Genomic DNA, 16,645 nt, shown 5'->3' with positions numbered 1-16,645 from the left:
TGTACAAAAAGAATTCGTATCCATGAATACATTTGAGAATGCGGAAGACGTTTACAAGAAATACCAGGTGTACATGAATTTCTATCACAATCTCAGACCACATGGTTCTTTGAAATACATGACACCACAAGCTTTTAAGAAATGTCGTAGCATTTCCATGATTCAATCCGTTAAAGCTTGATTTCGTTAACCCTTGTCTCATTATTGGGGGTCAGACCGAAATTAAATACTTTTGCTCATATCCTGTGGTTATATAGCGGGCTGCTTTTTTATCTTGTAAACATTTTTCATGTTCATTGTCTTATATTCATGAGCATATGAGCATATAAATGTTATAATTTTTAATAATCAATCTTTTTGCTTATCCCATTTAAAAGGAGTTGATACTATTCCATCCAAAAGGGTTACCCCTGACTTTGATACTGAGCACCGGTATTACCAAGAACTTGCAGACTTTTTTTCTGTTTTCGTGGATCCAACGAGATTAAAGATTTTACATGTCCTCATGGACGGAGAAAAATGCGTGAAAAAAATCTCTGAATTGGTAGGGTTAAACCAATCTGCATGTTCACACCAATTGAGGACATTGAAACACCATGGATTGGTTAAGTCAAAACGTGAAGGAAAGTTTATAAGGTATTCCATCTGTGATGAGCATATCAGCGAAATTATCGAAATCGGATCAATTCATATTGGTGAGAAAAAAAGATAACCGCTCTTGTTAACAAGAGCGGTTATTTCCAGAAAAAACAAACTTTCGTTAGCTTTCTTCGTAGTAATTTACCTGTCTGCCATCATCTTTGTATTTGGTATCTTTTCTCATTTCAACTGCTCTGGAAGGCGATTTAAACAATGCAATGGAGCGTGATCCAACTTCGATATTGACCTTCTCAAGTTTTACCCCGGACCAATTCAATGCATCATCAGGAATTTTTATATTAGCAACGGAATCCCCGAGGTTTACAATCCCGATGCTGTTATAATGTGAGCCTCCCTTTACGGCGATCACAAAGCTTTCTTCGCCTGTTTGATAAACCCGGGGTCGCCCCCCCAATAGCTGTGAGGCTTTTTTTAAAAGGGCTATACCTTTCTCATCAACCTGAGCCATGTCGTCGCTCTGAAGAAGCATATTATCCAGCAATCCACATACCGTTGCATATAGCTCTCTCTCATTCTCGGATAGTTTGGCAGTATGCCTTAATATCATTGTGTCTGGATCATTATGCCACAGGCTCATGTTCATGAAATAGCGCGTCAATGGATTCCTGATAGCGTATTTTGCACTCGGGAAGCCTAAATCGGGCAAGTGTTCTTTCCACTCTGGATCGGTATCCGCCCCTACTCTCATGCCATCAACGAATCCGATGCTTGGCAACAGAGGTGCTCCGCATCCAAGGATAAAAGCTTCTTCTCCAACAGCAGTCTTTATAGTTTCCATTCCCTTGCGGTAAGCTTCAACAGGAGTTGCGTTCGTATCATGCCTGATACCTGGAATTAGACCGGCAAAAAGAAAATCAATTTTGAAATATTTGAATCCCGCACTTTCTATCTTCTTGAAAGTTTCAGCTAAGAAAGCCAGCGCCTCTGGATGGGTCAAATCGAGTCCATATATGTTCTTATTCCAGTTTTTATATACAATTTTAGGCTTGCCCGTCGAATCTTTTACAAGCCAATCCGGATGTTTTCGAAAGGTACTGGAAGTTTCTGATACGCTGAAGGGTGCAAGCCATATTCCCGCTGTGAATCCATTTTCCTTAATCGTCCCGGCGATTTTTTCCAGGGAAGGGAACTTATCGTTAGTCGCTGTCCAATCACCTATATCTTTTTGATAGCCATCATCGAGCTGAATGAGTGTATAGGGTATTTTTTCTTTTTCCTTTAAAACCTTGAGCAGCGAAATATTCTTGCTCAGTTCATCAAAATCTATTTCTGTGAAGTAGTTATACCAGCTGCACCAGCCAATACCTTCAAAGGGCTTAAAGTTAACATCGTTGTATTCAGAAAGCTTTAAGGCATATCTTTCAACATTTTCATTGTATTTGCCTTTAAAAATGGCAAAAGGTTCAAGCTCTATCTCGTTCCCGGGTTCAAGAGGCTTTCCAAACAATTCAACGTATACCTTTATGGTTTCAGTATTTTTGTCCCAGATGAAGTACGGATGTGATATCCTGGAAGCCAGAGCTCCTATAAGAAAATCATCTCCCGATATAAAATAGTCGCTTGGTACAATCCCATTTATTAAAAGCTCCGGGACAGGTGAAGCGGTTAAAAGAGAAATCTCGTTCGTTTGCGCAAATTCCGCAAAGCCTGAAAGGTTCGGAGGCGTATCGAAACGCTTGTAAGGTAGCCATGATTGCCAGTTATTGAGATACATAGGTCCTTCTATTTCAGAAATTTCCGCAATTTTAAAGCTGCCCAGTTTTTTTGCCTCTTTTGAAAGGTTCTTGATTGCAATGAAGACAAGCGCAATTCCCTTTGACTTTTCCAAACGATACCTGAAAGCCAAATCTCCTGCGTATACTTCAAGAACATCCTTTTCCGTCAAAAAGGACGCCTTTTCGGCGCCTGGTATTGTGAAATTCATCAATCCACCTCCATCAGAACTTAATATAAGCCTGATTTACGTAAGGCTTCAAAGCCTTTACGAAGTTCTCCAGGACATTCATATCATAGGGATTTATCGAATCAACGGGTTTGTATTGTTGAACCGCTACCCTTTTCACACCCTTTAATAGCTTAACATATTTCGGCAAGTCTTCCTGCTTGATTAAAGGCGGATACATGGTTAGCCTGATTTCATAATCCAAAAAATGCTTTATGGATTCAAGGCTTTCAACTATGGTATAAAAACTCGTGTTCGAAAAGGAAGAATAATCAAGGGCCTTTATGTCAAGTGCCACAAAATCTACAACTCCGTACATTCTGTCAATGAAATCCGGATTGCTACCATTTGTGTCGACTTTAAGCAATTTCTCCGGGAAATATTTTCGAATCCTTATAAAAAAATCAATCAACTCATATCCATAAAGGGAAGGCTCCCCTCCCGTGACGACAATTGCATCGTAAACCTTCCTTCGGTAATCGATAAAATCAAAGACAGTTTCTTCTTTTAGAGTGTGCTCTACTCTTTTCTTCAATTCCGCGTTGTGGCAATAAGGGCAATCAAAGTTACAACCTGAGGTAAAGAGAGTCAGCGCTATTTTCCCCGGATAATCCACCATGCTCACTTCGCGCCATCCTGCGAAATCCATCTACTTCCCCCCTGAAAACATTAAAAGTTTTTCTGTTTTTGAATTCTTCTTTTTTACCTTTGTTCCAGTGCTGTACAGGCCTGTAATATCCTGTTATTCTCGAATACACTTCTGTTTCCTTTCCGCACTTTGGACAGCGGTAAACTTCCCCTTTTATATACCCATGAGTCGGGCAAATAGAATATGTCGGAGAAATAGTGAAATATGGGATCCTGTAATTCTCTGAAATCTTTTTCACGAGCTCTCTGGTAACTTCCCAATCAGTAATGCTTTCACCCAGAAAAGCATGGAACACGGTACCTCCAGTATACTTTATTTGAAGTTCTTCCTGCAAATCCAGCGCCGTAAAAATATCGACTTCATAATTTACGGGCAGATGGGTAGAATTTGTGTAATAGGGCACATCAGTACCGGCTGTAATAATATCCGGGAATTTCTCTTTGTCTATTTTAGCCAGTCTGTAAGATGTGGATTCAGCCGGTGTTGCCTCCAGGTTATACAGGTTCCCTGTGCTTTCCTGGTAATCGGCCATCCTATTCCTCATGAAATCGAGTACCCTTAATGCAAAATTTCTTGCCTCTTCTACATATATCGGCTTTTTGAGCCACCCGGCATTCAAGCAGGCTTCATTCATCCCGACAAGGCCAATGGTCGAAAAGTGATTGTCGAAGTTTTTCAGATAGCGTTTTGTATAGGGATAAAGGCCAGCATCATTGAGTTTTTCAACCACTTCACGCTTTATTTCAAGGCTCCTACTCGCAAGATCCATCATTCTTGCAAGCTTTTTGAAGAATTCCCTTTCGCTGCTGCTCAAATACGCAATTCTTGGCAGGTTGATTGTTACAACCCCAATTGAGCCAGTAAATTCGTCAGAGCCAAAAAGCCCACCACCTCTTTTGCGGAGCTCTTTCTTATTCAGCTGCAAGCGACAGCACATAGAGCGCACATCTTCGGGGTTGAGGTCAGAATTTATGAAATTCTGGAAGTACGGTGTCCCGTACTTGCTTGTTATTGTAAAGAGCAATTCAACGTTGGGATTTTCCCAATCGAAATCTCTGGTTATGTTATATGTGGGAATTGGATATTGAAATCCCCTCCCATTGGCATCTCCTTCCATCATTATCTCAAGGAATGCTCTGTTAATCATATCCATTTCCTTCTGGCAATCACCATAGGTGAAATCTTGCTCTTCACCACCGACTATCGCGAGTTTATCTTTCAGGCGCTTGGGAACAGTCCAATCAAGGGTGATATTGGAGAAAGGTGATTGGGTTCCCCATCGGCTTGGGGTATTGACGCCAAATACAAAGGATTGTATGTACTGCTTGACTTCCTTATAAGAAAGGCTGTCGACTTTCACAAAGGGAGCGAGATATGTATCGAAGGAACTGAAAGCCTGAGCTCCTGCCCATTCGTTCTGTAGTATTCCAAGGAAGTTCACCATCTGGTTTGCCAGAGTCGAAAGGTGCCTCGCTGGTTTTGAAGATACTTTTCCCGGGACTCCGCCAAGTCCCTCCTCTATTAATTGCTGAAGGCTCCAGCCTGCACAATATCCGGAAAGCATTGACAGGTCATGAATGTGCAGGTCTCCTTCTCTATGGGCTTCTGCAATTTGAGGGTCATATATTTCATTTAACCAGTAGTTGGCAGTCACAGTGCCGCTGTTGTGTAAAATAAGACCACCTATTGAGTAAGTTACCGTGCTGTTCTCGTTTACCCTCCAGTCTTTTTGCTTAAGGTAATCGTTGACTGTGGCTGAAAAATCCAGCATTGAGGTATTCAAATTCCGGAGCTTTTCACGGTGCTTCCTGTAAAGAATATATGCCTTTGCCACTTTGTTGAAACCAAGGTCTTCAAGGATTTTTTCAACAGAATCCTGTATATCTTCAATATCTATAATGCTGTCTATAATCTTGTCCTGGAAGTCGGAGAACACCCTCAAGCTAATTCTTTCGATGATTTCATCCGTATATGAAGCCGAAGTCGCCTCGAAAGCTTTTTTGATTGCAAGGCTGATTTTTGAAAGATCAAAATCGGCAAGTGTGCCATTTCTTTTTCTAACGCGCAGCATTTTTACACCCCCATAACAACTATAAATTGATAACGAAAATCATAATAACACAATATATAGTATATTTGCAACTCTGATAATAAGTGATAAGAAGGGATCTAAGCTAATTTTTATGATCTGGGTTTTCCGTGAAATGCTTTTCGAGAAGCCAATTTGAAGATTTCTTCCTCCCCTATCATGGCTGCCATTTTCACAAAAGCCTTTGCTGTTAAAATTACATCCCCAAGTGCCCTATGCCTGTCCTCTGCAAGGATATTGAGCCTTGCAAGAATGAGATCAAGATTGTGCCTGCCACTGAAAAGTTTTCTTGAAAGCCTGATGGTATCTATAACTGGGTTTGTAATTCTCGGCAAATCAAGTTTTTCTGCATAGTAATTCAGGAAGGAGAGGTCAAAAGGGGCGTTTTGAATAACGAGCACACGCCCTGATATAAAGCGGAAAAATTCAGGTAATACCTCTTCAGCTGAAGGGGCATCTTTTACCATACGATTGTTAATTCCTGTTAGCTTTGTGATGAAAATAGGCACGGGAACCCCGGGATTAATCATTGAATGAAAGGCCATATCTTCCCTGATGTTCCAGTCTTTGTCAACCACCATTCCGGCAACTTCTATGAGCTTTGCTCCCTTATAAGGGCTCAATCCGGTGGTTTCAGTATCGATCACAACAAATTCCAGAGTTTTCACTCCCCGCCTGAAAGCAAATTATACATGCACATTATACCTTCTTCTATAACCTCATCTGATGGCAAAAATTCCGGTGTATGCAGGTCATGGCGCATCCCTTCTGTTCCACATCCTAACCAGTATAGAAGTGAGGGATATTTGTGGCTGAAAAATCCAAAATCCTCACCTGTCAGCTTCGGCTCACACTTGATGAACTTTAAACCACTTTTTCTGGCGACCGCTTTTAATTTTTCTACGAGCTTTTTAGAATTTACAACGGTTGGATAATGCGCCAAAAAATTTAAACTTCCATCGATACCCCAGAAATCAGAAAGCTCTTTCACAAGGCGCGCCATAAGTGTATCGATTTTGTCCTTGTCAGACATTCTCATTACTCTGTACGTGCCTTCAAGCTCCGTATAGTCAGCTATGATGTTTTTTCTCTGCCCGCCGGCGATTTTCCCTATACTAAGCACATGAGGCGCATCCTTTGAAAGAATCATGGGCAGAGAAGCATAAAGGCTCTGAACAAACTGAGCAGCGGGCAATATAGTATCCTTGCCTTTGTAAGGCGTTGAACCATGTGCGGATTTTCCACGAAAGACAACTTCAAATTCCGTTGGGCTCGCAAAAATTACTCCTTCTTTTGAAGCGACAGTGCCCAGGTCAAATTCCGCGTTGACGTGCAAAGCATAAGCAGCGCTTATATCATAACCTTCAAAAATACCCGTTTCTAAAATTGGCTTTGCCCCTCCCGGCCCTTCTTCTGCCGGCTGAAAGAGAAATAGCGCATTTCTATCAGGGAGGTTTTTGCAAACTCTTTGTATAAGTCCATAAAGCACGGCCATGTGTACATCGTGACCACAAGCGTGCATCCAGCCTCTATGCCTTGAATGAAATTCCACACCGGTTTTTTCTTCAATTGGAAGGGCATCCATGTCAGCCCTGAAAAGCGCATAAGGCTTACCTGCATTTGATGTGTATTCGACCAAAATGGCGGTTTCGAGTATTTCGTAAATCTTTAATTCTTCACAATTTAGATCGCCAATAAACTGTAACAGTATGCTCTTCGTTTTGAATTCCTTGTGCCCGCCTTCAGGATACATATGGAGTCTGTGCCTTAATTCAATTGGAAGCGCGTTTCTTTTCAGGGCAATCACCACCTTTTAAGGTATAATTATTATCGAGCTAGTAACAATATAGCACAAAAACTACCCTCAACATGGAGGTGCTTTATGAATCTTGAACCAAACAATGAAAAACCAAAAATAGAAGAAAGCCTGGTAAAGGGTATCGCCTCGGCATTACAAAAGGCACCGATAAGAAGCGCTGAAAGGATCTATCTAAGCGATCTGTGGGTTATCACTTCGCTTCCTGAAGATCTAATAATCGAGGTGCTCTCCAAAAATATCTTTGAGCTCCCAGAAGGCGTAAAGTGTGTCATAGATGACAGGCACCGAAAAAAAAGGGTAATATACCCCAAAGATCAAAAAAATAATGTGGAGAACGGAAAGCATGACCAGAGTGATAATTAAGCGCTGTCCGGATTATTCATTCGTAAAGGAAAAGCTCCAGGAAAGTTTTGAAAATCTGGGGATTGAAAACCTTTTTACAAGGGGTGAAAAAGTTCTTCTGAAACCGAATTTGCTAACCGGGAGAGAGCCTGAAGCCGCTGTAACTACACATCCCCTTTTTCTTTCAGCAGTTATAGAGCTCTTTCAGGATATGGGATTGCGTTTATCTGTTGGCGATAGCCCTGTAAGTGGCAACACCCGGAAAGCTGCTGCTAAAAGCGGCATCGAAGAGGTCTGCAAAAAATATGGGGTTGAACTTGTAACGTTCACCGATCCCAAAAAATCAGAAACCTCTTACAATACCCGGAGAGAATTCAAAATAGCCAAGCAGGTGCTGGAGGCGGATTCCGTTGTAAATCTGCCAAAGTTGAAAACGCATTCACTCATGACTTTAACTCTGGCAGTGAAAAATACTTTTGGTTGTATAGTGGGTTCGGGAAAGCAGCTCTGGCATATAAAGGCAGTTTCAAGGGAAAGCTTCGCGAAGATGCTTATTGAGCTTCATGAAATTATAAATCCGAAGTTAAACATTCTCGATGGTGTAGTAGGAATGCATGGAAATGGACCTGCCAATGGGAAAGCGGTAAACTTTGGAATCGTCGCAGTCAGCAAAAACGGGTTCGCTCTGGATGATGCCATTTCTCAGCTGTACGAGGTCCCCGCTGAAATGGTCCCGACGATTTTTTATGCCAGAAGGCTGGGAATTACTCCGAAATATGAATTGCAAGGAGATTCTCCAAAACCAATACATTTAAAGCTTCCTGATGGAATCCGGTTAATAAGCAAATCTTCTTTGCTTTCAAGATTAGTATCAAGAGTTCCTTTCATTGACGGAAGAAATTGCATCAGGTGCAAAGAATGCGAAATGCGATGTCCTGCTTCAGCTATTTCAATTGAGAAACAGAAGATTGATTATTCAAAATGCATAAAATGCTACGTTTGTCATGAGGTTTGCCAATACGACGCAATAAAGCTGAAAAGGAAATTTATTTTACAGGGGTGATCAAATGGGTTACGTTCTAACAATCGATCAGGGGACTAGCAGCACCAGGGCAATACTTTTCGACGAAGAACTCTATCAGGTCGCGGTAGCGCAGGAAGAATTTGAGCAGATTTATCCAAAGCCCGGATGGGTCGAGCACAACCCCAATGATATAGTTCTTACCGCCATGTCCTGCATCGAAAAAGCGGTAAAAGATGCACGGATTTCTTTCAAAGAAATTGAAGCCATAGGCATTACAAACCAGAGAGAAACTGTGGTTGCATGGGATGCTGAAAGCGGTAAAGCTCTTTACAACGCAATTGTATGGCAATGCAGGCGGACAAGCAACCGAGCTGAAGAATTGAAAAAAAGCCATGAAGAACTAATTCATTCAAAAACCGGGCTAAGACCCGATCCTTATTTTTCGGCAACTAAAATGGAATGGATGCTCGAAAATGTTCAAGAAGTGAAAGCCGCAGCAGAGCGAGGAACTCTAAGATTCGGCACGATAGATTCATGGTTAATCTGGAATTTAACGCCAGAAAAGATGCACATTACCGATTATTCGAACGCTTCGAGAACCATGCTCTTTAACATAAATGAGCTTGACTGGGATCAGGAATTGCTTGATTTGTTTTCTATAAAACGTGAGTTCCTGCCAAAAGTGGTGGACTCTTCTGCACAGCTTTGCAGTTCTATCTATGGTCCTATTATCGGGGGAATAGCAGGTGACCAGCAGGCTTCTCTTTTTGGTCAAAGCGCTTTTAACCCCGGAGACATGAAATGCACTTACGGAACGGGGTCTTTCCTTCTGATGAACACAGGAAATGCACCGAAATTCTCCAGAAATGGGCTCCTGACGACTATTGGCTGGAAGATAAAAAACGAGATTACCTATGCTGTGGAGGGGTCTATCTTCGCATCGGGAGCACTTGTCAAATGGCTAAGAGATGGCCTGGGAATAATATCAACGGCTGAGGAAACTGAAACACTTGCAAAACAAGCAGAAAACAATGGTGGGGTATACTTTTCTGGTGCTCTTGCAGGGCTGGGTGCACCTTATTGGGATTCAACAGCTCGCGGGTTGTTCGTGGGATTAACTCGCGGAACGACAAAAGCCCATATTGTAAGGGCCGTTTTAGAATACGTTGCTTTCAGGACGAGAGACATAGTGGAACTCATGGAAAAGGAAACTGGCATAAAAATAAAGAGGTTACTGGTAGATGGAGGCATGACACGCAATAATTTTCTCATGGATTTGCAATCAAGAATACTGGGAATTCCGGTAGATAGGTCCTTGATTAAGGAGACAACGGCTCTTGGGGCTGCTATGCTCGCCGGAATCGCAGTGGGACTCTGGGATGAATCATCTCTGAAAGACAAAAGAAAGACAGAGATAGAATTCACACCAAAGGGTCGGGAAATGGAGGAAGAATATCACAGGTGGAAAGAAGCGATAAAAAGATCTATGAACTGGGAAACATAGACGAAATAACTTTAAGAAAAATAGGCAAACTCCTGGGATTAAACCTTACAGGCGGAGAGATTTTGCTACTTTATGGGAATCTCGGAACAGGCAAAACCACTTTTGTGAAAGGGCTGGCTGAGGGCATGGGCATTGCTCCTGATTATGTAAGAAGCCCCACTTTCACGCTTGTTAACATGTATCCCGGCCCCCGGTTACAGCTCATTCATGCTGATTTTTACAGACTCGATAGTGAAGATGAAATAGAGGATTTGGGGTTTGAGGAATTGCTCGATGAAAATTCAATTCTCGCTATTGAGTGGCCTGAAAAGCTAAAGATTTCAAGAACAGAAACGCTAAAAATATGTCTATACTATGAGAATGAGTTGAAAAGAAAACTGAAAATAGAAACTCACTCGGAAAGGCTCACCCATATCCTGGCTGAGATTCTTTCAGACCTTAAAAGGGACAAAGACAAAACTCATAGCACTGATAGGAGGTGAAAGCGTGAGTCAAAAATTCCAGATACTCGAAGAAGCCGCAAGCGGTTCAGACAAGAAAGTGGCTATACCTAAAATCTTGCCCGCAATAGCCACAAGAACAAACATGCTTATATACCCATCAGCAGTGATGCCGCTGTACGTGGGACGCGAAAAATCCCTCACCGCTCTGGAGGAGTCTATTGCAAAATTCAACCAGCTGCTCTTTTTGGTTTCGCAGAAAGATATAAAAGAAGAAAATCCGTCCGCCGATGACCTGTACAAAGTCGGGACAGTGGTAAAAATTGTTCAGCTCATGAAAATGCCCGATGGGAACTACAAGATATTGGTTGAAGGATTGGTAAGGGCAAAAACCGTGGAGGTCATAGAGCAAGAAAGGGCTTTTATGTTAAAGGTTGAAGTAATGAAACCGAGGTTCAAAGCCACCAAAACTCTTGAAGCCCTTATAAGGAAAGTAAGAGAGCTTGCTTTGAAATATGTCAACCTTAGCAGGCGCTTTCCGGATGAGGCGACGCTTGCCTTAGACGATACCTCAAACCCGGATAAATTCGCTGACTTCGTAGCTTCTATCCTCCCCTTAAAGCTCGAAGAGAAACAAGCATTGCTGGAAGAGGTTTCGCCACGAAAAAGGCTGGAATTGTTAATGGAACTTCTCACTCGTGAAGTCGAAATACTTTCGCTTGAAGAAGAACTCGAGCGGAGGGTCAAAGAAAAAATCGAACAGAACCAAAAAGAGTATTACCTCAGGGAAAAAATGAGAGCCATTCAGGAAGAGCTCGAAGGCGAGGAAGACGCCGAAATAAAAGAGCTCAAAGAGATGCTCGCAACAGGGAAGTATCCAAAGGAGGTAATCGAAAAAGCGGAACATGAAATCGCAAGGTTGGAAAAGATGTCTCCATATTCAGCAGAGGCAACCGTAATAAGAACCTACCTCGATTGGATACTAAAGCTCCCATGGTACGAGGAAACCGGCGACAATATCGATATCCTGAAAGTAAGGAAATTCCTCGATAAGAATCATTACGGGCTCGAGGATGTCAAAGAACGCATTCTTGAATTTTTGGCTGCAAGAAAGTTCTCTGAAAATCTAAGAGCGCCCATACTCTGCCTTGTAGGGCCACCGGGTGTGGGGAAAACCTCCCTTGGAAGGTCTATCGCTGAATCAATGGGCAGAAAATTCGGAAGGATCTCTCTGGGCGGCATGCGCGATGAGGCTGAAATCAGAGGACATCGCAGAACATATGTGGGAGCTCTACCGGGAAGGATTATCCAGACAATAAGCAAACTCGGTGTAAAAAATCCAGTAATCGTACTAGATGAAGTGGATAAAATGGGCATCAGCTTTCAAGGCGACCCGGCATCGGCTCTCCTTGAAGTACTTGACCCTGAGCAAAATAGCAGCTTTACTGACCACTTTCTTGAGCTGCCCTTTGACCTATCGAAGGTTCTCTTTGTAACCACAGCAAATGTGCTTTATACAATACCGCCTGCTTTACTGGACAGAATGGAAGTAATCGAGATCGCGGGTTACACTGATACCGAAAAATTACATATCGCCAAAGACTATATTCTTCCAAAGCTTTATGAAGAGTACTCTCTCAACAACAAAAAGGTGAGTATCACTCAGAGCGCTATAAAGAGAATTATCCGTGAATACACAAGGGAAGCTGGTGTCCGGAAACTTGACAGGAGCCTTGCAAAGGTTATAAGGCGTGCAGCTTTAAGACTTTCAGAAGGTGCCAAAAGCGTAAAAGTTAGCATAAAGAACCTTGAAGAATTCCTTGGAGTCCCACGGTTTGCTGATAGCGACTTTAGAAAAAAACCGGAGGTCGGTGTTGTTACAGGGCTTGCCTGGACAGCTGTTGGTGGTGAAATCATGTATATAGAAGTCCTGCCTGTGCCGGGTGGAAAAGGCAAATTCATCACAACAGGTCAACTTGGAGATGTAATGAAAGAATCTGCTCAAATAGCCCTCAGCCTTGCACGCAAAGAGTGTAACCAGAAGAAATACAACGGGTTTTTTGAAAACACCGATTTCCATATACATGTGCCCGAAGGCGCTGTCCCAAAAGATGGGCCTTCGGCAGGAATAACATTGCTGACCGCAATAATTTCAGCTGTGACTAAACGTCCTGTAAGGCATGATGTTGCCATGACGGGTGAAATAACGCTCAGGGGAAAGGTCCTTCCCATTGGTGGATTGAAAGAAAAGCTCATGGCCGCTTACAGGGCTGGTATAAAAACTGTAATATTGCCAAAGGCAAACAAAAAAGACCTCGAGAAAGTCCCTGATGAAATAAAGGGAGCATTGAAATTCGTATTTGTAAACGAAGTTGATGAAGTGCTCAAGGAGGCTCTGATTTAGGTGCTCATAAAATCCGTTGAATTGTACAAAACAGTGTTCAAACCCGGAGATTACCCAGAGCCTAAAGAGCGTGAAATAGCTTTTGTAGGAAGGTCAAACGTGGGAAAATCCACCCTCCTGAATGCTATATTCAGGAGGGGGCTTGCCCACACAAGCTCAACTCCAGGGAAAACACGTTCTGTAAACTTCTACTTGATCAACTCAAAACATTTTTTTGTCGATTTACCGGGTTATGGTTATGCAAAGGCTTCCCATCAGGAAATTAAGCGCTGGCAAGCGTTAATTACAGATTACTTCAAATCAAGGCCAAATCTGAATCTTATTGCTCTGTTGCTGGACTCCAGGCACAATCTTCAAAAAAAAGATCTGGAGATGCTCCAGTGGATTCAGTATTATTCTATTCCCTTTGTCGCTGTTCTCACGAAGACAGACAAACTCTCAGGAAATCAGCTCTCAAAGATGTTAAATAGTTTCAGGAAAGAATTAGAGACATGGGGCTCTCCGCTTATCGTGCCCGTTTCCGCCAAAACAAGAAAAGGGATCTCTGAATTGATAAATATACTTTTTGGAAAATAGAGCCTCTTATTTGGGGGTAGGCGGCTTGAAAAAGGATACGCAGTTTGTGAAATTTGCAAGCTACGGCTTTCTTAAAAATCTCAGGTTCTTTGAGCCCTTTATTATCCTCTTTTTCAGGGAACAGGGTCTCTCTTTTTTACAAATAGGAACCCTCTTTTCGGTGAGAGAAATAGCTATAAACTTCATGGAACTGCCTACAGGGATTATCGCTGACCTTTACGGCAGGCGCATTTCCATGGTGCTTTCGATGGTTTCATACATTGTATCCTTTTTGTCTTTTTACTTTTTCCCTAATTTTTACGTGTATATTGGCTCTATGGTATTATTTGCCCTTGGAGAGGCTTTCAGGACAGGAACACACAAAGCGATGATTCTGGAATATCTGCGCCTTACCGGTCAGGAAGACAAAAAAGTCGAATACTATGGTGCCACAAGGTCTTTTTCTCAGCTGGGTTCTGCAATAAATTCCCTTATAGCAGCAGCACTGGTGTTTTACAGCGGAACATATAAGATGGTCTTTCTTGTTGCTGTTGTTCCCTACATTATCAACCTGCTGAATCTTGCTACGTATCCTAAAGCTCTTGATGGGGATATCAAAAAAACCTCCAAAGAGGAATCCATAAAGGCTTTCTTTCAGATCTTCAAACACCGCTACTCGCTAAAAGGGCTATTCAACTCAGCTCTTTTTGACTCTTTCTACAAAACAGTAAAAGAATATCTTCAGCCAATTCTCGAAAGTACAGCTCTGGCATTGCCACTCTTTACATTCCTTTCAACCCAGAAGCGCACATCCATCGTAGTGGGGTTAGTGTATTTCGTTCTGTATTTGCTTACAAGCTATGCTTCAAGAAGCGCCTGGAAAGTTTCAAAGCTCTTTGGAAGCAAAGAAAAGGCTCTCAATATTACCTACATACTTGGGGCTTTTGCGATAATCTTAGCAGGGGTCTTTGATAGCGGCACGTTAAGAATCGTATCTATTCTGCTCTTTATCTTGCTCTTTGTTGTTGAAAACGCAAGGCGGCCTATGAACATAGCTTATCTAAGCGACACCATTGCGCATACTACAATGGCTTCGGGGCTTTCTGCCGAATCACAGCTAAAAACTCTAATTGGAGCTGCACTCGCTCCTATATTAGGGCTTCTGGCGGACAAATTCAGCGTTGGTATGGCTCTGGTTATAATGGGGCTTGGAATGCTGTCGTTATATATCCCTGCAAAGCTAAAACAGATAGATGATCAATCGGCAAGCAATGCGAAAAGTTCATCATAATTTCTAGCTACCTTTAAATCGAGACCGCTGGTTTTTTCAACAGGCTCTGGCTGATAGAGGATAAAATTAATTCCAGCATTTTTCGCACCAGCATAATCCGTTTCGAGATTGTCACCAACATACACAGACTCCTCAAGAGGAACCCCGCTTTTACTGGCGGCCAGATGAAAAATATCCGGGAAAGGTTTGGGCTTTCCTGCTTCTTCTGAAGTCAACAAAAATTCAAAAAAACGCTCCAGCTTAGCTACTTGTTTTCTGCTTTCCTGAACTTTTTTAATGCCGTTAGTAATAACCGCCATTCTTTGGCCTGCTTCTTTCAGCTTTTTGAGAAAATCTTCGGCTCCGGGCAGGAAATAACCTCTCTTCGAAAGCTCTTTAACAAACAAGGTGCTCGCTTCTTCCGGCGAAATCCTGTTAACTTTGAACTCACTGAAAAACCTCTTGAAACGTTCAACAGCTATGAACTCTTTGGTGTATTTTCCGCCTGAAAACTCGCTCCATAACGTTGCATTTATCTCTTTATACCTCTTGATCATCTCTGGTGTCGCTTCCACAGATGCGTTCTCCAAAACAACCTCAAGTGATTCTCTCTCGGTCCTGTCAAAATCAAAAAGTGTGTGATCAAGATCAAAATATACAATACTGTATTTCAAAGCAATCACTCCAAATATTAGTTTTATTTATTATCTCATGCTTTCTTGGCTCATAAGTAGCAGGGGTCAGGAATTAATCCATACTGCTTTCATTTCAGCGGTTTTATCCCCATTGATATGGCTAACCGTTTCTTCCAGAGACAGTTCCTTTGTTACCAAAGGATCGAAGTTGAATTCCCCTGAATTGAGGATTTTTACGGCTTTTGACATGGTGAAAGGGTTGATGAAAGAGCCGGTTATCCTCAACTCTTTTCTGTAAACTTCAAAGGCTTCCAAAGAGGATTTTGCCCCTTTTGCTGTTACTCCAAAAACCACTGTGCTTCCACCCATTTTGGTCAAAGAAGCGGCAATTTCAATCCCTTTTGGGTTTCCTGTGCAGTCGAAAACCACATCGAAAAGATGTTTGTTTGGGTCGAGGTAATCAGTGGTTTCTAATGCGAAGTTGCTTTCAAGAAAATCTCGCCTTTTGCTGTTTGTTTCTGCTATTACTGTTTTCCCTACGGAAAATCTTTTAGCTAACATTGCCACAATGGCACCTATGGGCCCGCCACCGATAACTGCCATATCTGAAACATAATTAAAGCCGGAAACATTGAAACCATTAATAATACAGGAAAGAGGTTCAGCGAATACAGCTGTTTTTATCGATATGTTAGGTGTTAGCGGGTATACCAGACTATCGTCAACACTTAAAAATTCAGCAAATCCTCCAGCTCTTGTAACGCCAACAGCAGAGAGATTTTTGCAGAGGTTCACTTTTCCTTCACGGCAATATTCACACTTACCACAGGATTTGTTGGGATCAACTGTTACAAGCATGCCCTTTTCGAACTCTTCCGAATCCACAACTTTTCCTACAATCTCATGCCCGGGTACGAGAGGATAAGTTGCCAGCGTTTCGCCTTTGAAAATCTTCAAATCTGTACCACAAATCCCGCATGCCAGAACTTCTATAAGAGTTTCTCCTTGCTTTTTCGATGGGCCATCAAGTTCTTTGATGACTATTTTGTATGGTTTTTCAATAAATACAGCTTTCATGCTATCACTCCCGGTGGCCTCGTTTTATTTAGATTATACCCTCTATCACCCCTCCAAAAAAAAGAGGTCGCTTGTGCGACCTCTTTGAATAAGATTTCTATTCATCTTTTTTGCCTTTCTTGGTCTTCTTTTCTTTCTTGTTCTTTCCAGGCATTTCGCACGCCTCCTTTAATAGGGTATATTCCCTGAAAAAATATTACTCTTCTAAATCAAAAATGACATGGGACAAAAAAGT

The 16,645-nt window shown here is 42.1% G+C and carries 16 protein-coding genes; 9 read left to right on the top strand and 7 right to left on the bottom strand.

What is annotated here, in order from left to right; genetic code table 11:
• A partial coding sequence (locus tag AT15_RS10150; protein ID WP_161484668.1) for a transposase occupies positions 1–181 on the top strand: 181 nt, incomplete at its 5' end.
• Positions 182–325: 144 nt separating this feature from the next.
• Positions 326–712: an ArsR/SmtB family transcription factor gene (locus tag AT15_RS10575; RefSeq protein ID WP_068348382.1), complete on the top strand. Its 387-nt coding sequence runs from the start codon at positions 326–328 to the stop codon at positions 710–712.
• 48 nt (positions 713–760) lie between these two features.
• On the opposite strand, the gene AT15_RS08505 is transcribed toward AT15_RS10575, so the two are convergent.
• The 5 genes from AT15_RS08505 to AT15_RS08485 form a co-directional block, all read right to left on the bottom strand.
• Positions 761–2,584 (bottom strand): glycoside hydrolase family 36 protein, encoded by a 1,824-nt coding sequence (locus AT15_RS08505; RefSeq protein WP_068348380.1) that lies wholly within the window; start codon positions 2,582–2,584, stop codon positions 761–763.
• A 13-nt stretch (positions 2,585–2,597) separates the two neighbouring features.
• Positions 2,598–3,251, bottom strand: a complete 654-nt coding sequence (locus AT15_RS08500) for an anaerobic ribonucleoside-triphosphate reductase activating protein (RefSeq protein WP_068348377.1) — start codon at positions 3,249–3,251, stop codon at positions 2,598–2,600.
• Positions 3,169–5,322 carry a ribonucleoside triphosphate reductase gene (locus AT15_RS08495; RefSeq protein ID WP_068348374.1) on the bottom strand — a complete coding sequence of 718 codons (2,154 nt, stop codon included), beginning with the start codon at positions 5,320–5,322 and terminating at the stop codon, positions 3,169–3,171. The genes AT15_RS08500 and AT15_RS08495 overlap by 83 nt, the downstream gene beginning before the upstream one ends.
• A gap of 110 nt (positions 5,323–5,432) precedes the next feature.
• Positions 5,433–6,008 (bottom strand): 3'-5' exonuclease, encoded by a 576-nt coding sequence (locus tag AT15_RS08490; protein ID WP_235598543.1) that lies wholly within the window; start codon positions 6,006–6,008, stop codon positions 5,433–5,435.
• Entirely contained in the window at positions 6,005–7,147 is a 1,143-nt protein-coding gene (locus tag AT15_RS08485) for a M20 metallopeptidase family protein (RefSeq protein ID WP_084251668.1), read from the bottom strand. The genes AT15_RS08490 and AT15_RS08485 overlap by 4 nt, the downstream gene beginning before the upstream one ends.
• 75 nt (positions 7,148–7,222) lie before the next feature.
• On the opposite strand from AT15_RS08485, the gene AT15_RS08480 reads away from it, so the two are divergent.
• From AT15_RS08480 to AT15_RS08450, 7 genes are read left to right on the top strand one after another with little or no spacing between them, the layout of a single operon-like run.
• Entirely contained in the window at positions 7,223–7,522 is a 300-nt protein-coding gene (locus AT15_RS08480) for a hypothetical protein (protein ID WP_068348372.1), read from the top strand.
• Positions 7,503–8,564, top strand: a complete 1,062-nt coding sequence (locus AT15_RS08475) for a DUF362 domain-containing protein (RefSeq protein WP_084251666.1) — start codon at positions 7,503–7,505, stop codon at positions 8,562–8,564. The genes AT15_RS08480 and AT15_RS08475 overlap by 20 nt, the downstream gene beginning before the upstream one ends.
• A gap of 4 nt (positions 8,565–8,568) precedes the next feature.
• Positions 8,569–10,029, top strand: coding sequence for a glycerol kinase GlpK (glpK, locus tag AT15_RS08470; protein WP_068348366.1), 1,461 nt, complete (start codon positions 8,569–8,571; stop codon positions 10,027–10,029).
• Positions 9,987–10,511, top strand: coding sequence for a tRNA (adenosine(37)-N6)-threonylcarbamoyltransferase complex ATPase subunit type 1 TsaE (tsaE, locus tag AT15_RS08465; RefSeq protein ID WP_068348363.1), 525 nt, complete (start codon positions 9,987–9,989; stop codon positions 10,509–10,511). The genes glpK and tsaE overlap by 43 nt, the downstream gene beginning before the upstream one ends.
• Before the next feature lie 4 nt (positions 10,512–10,515).
• Entirely contained in the window at positions 10,516–12,873 is a 2,358-nt protein-coding gene (lon, locus tag AT15_RS08460; RefSeq protein WP_068348359.1) for an endopeptidase La, read from the top strand.
• The gene (gene yihA / locus AT15_RS08455) at positions 12,874–13,449 is read left to right on the top strand and encodes a ribosome biogenesis GTP-binding protein YihA/YsxC (RefSeq protein WP_068348356.1); all 576 of its coding nucleotides are present in this window, start codon (positions 12,874–12,876) and stop codon (positions 13,447–13,449) included. It abuts the gene before it with no gap.
• Positions 13,450–13,474: 25 nt separating this feature from the next.
• The gene (locus AT15_RS08450; RefSeq protein ID WP_068348354.1) at positions 13,475–14,719 is read left to right on the top strand and encodes an MFS transporter; all 1,245 of its coding nucleotides are present in this window, start codon (positions 13,475–13,477) and stop codon (positions 14,717–14,719) included.
• Here AT15_RS08450 and AT15_RS08445 read toward each other — a convergent pair.
• The gene (locus tag AT15_RS08445) at positions 14,686–15,372 is read right to left on the bottom strand and encodes a YjjG family noncanonical pyrimidine nucleotidase (RefSeq protein WP_068348352.1); all 687 of its coding nucleotides are present in this window, start codon (positions 15,370–15,372) and stop codon (positions 14,686–14,688) included. The genes AT15_RS08450 and AT15_RS08445 overlap by 34 nt on opposite strands.
• Before the next feature lie 66 nt (positions 15,373–15,438).
• Positions 15,439–16,410, bottom strand: coding sequence for an alcohol dehydrogenase catalytic domain-containing protein (locus AT15_RS08440; RefSeq protein WP_068348350.1), 972 nt, complete (start codon positions 16,408–16,410; stop codon positions 15,439–15,441).
• Positions 16,411–16,645 lie beyond the last annotated feature (235 nt).

The sequence above is a fragment of the Kosmotoga arenicorallina S304 genome (assembly GCF_001636545.1).
Taxonomy (GTDB): Bacteria; Thermotogota; Thermotogae; order Petrotogales; family Kosmotogaceae; genus Kosmotoga_B; species Kosmotoga_B arenicorallina.
This window is presented reverse-complemented; position numbering and strand designations above follow the sequence as displayed.

Bases quoted from the DNA above. Each gene is read 5' to 3' on its own strand.
- AT15_RS08505 (WP_068348380.1), bottom strand. From the start codon at position 2,584: ATGAATTTCACAATACCAGGCGCCGAAAAGGCGTCCTTTTTGACGGAA.
- AT15_RS08500 (WP_068348377.1), bottom strand. From the start codon at position 3,251: ATGGATTTCGCAGGATGGCGCGAAGTGAGCATGGTGGATTATCCGGGG.
- AT15_RS08495 (WP_068348374.1), bottom strand. From the start codon at position 5,322: ATGCTGCGCGTTAGAAAAAGAAATGGCACACTTGCCGATTTTGATCTT.
- AT15_RS08480 (WP_068348372.1), top strand. From the start codon at position 7,223: ATGAATCTTGAACCAAACAATGAAAAACCAAAAATAGAAGAAAGCCTG.
- AT15_RS08475 (WP_084251666.1), top strand. From the start codon at position 7,503: ATGACCAGAGTGATAATTAAGCGCTGTCCGGATTATTCATTCGTAAAG.
- glpK (WP_068348366.1), top strand. From the start codon at position 8,569: ATGGGTTACGTTCTAACAATCGATCAGGGGACTAGCAGCACCAGGGCA.
- AT15_RS08440 (WP_068348350.1), bottom strand. From the start codon at position 16,410: ATGAAAGCTGTATTTATTGAAAAACCATACAAAATAGTCATCAAAGAA.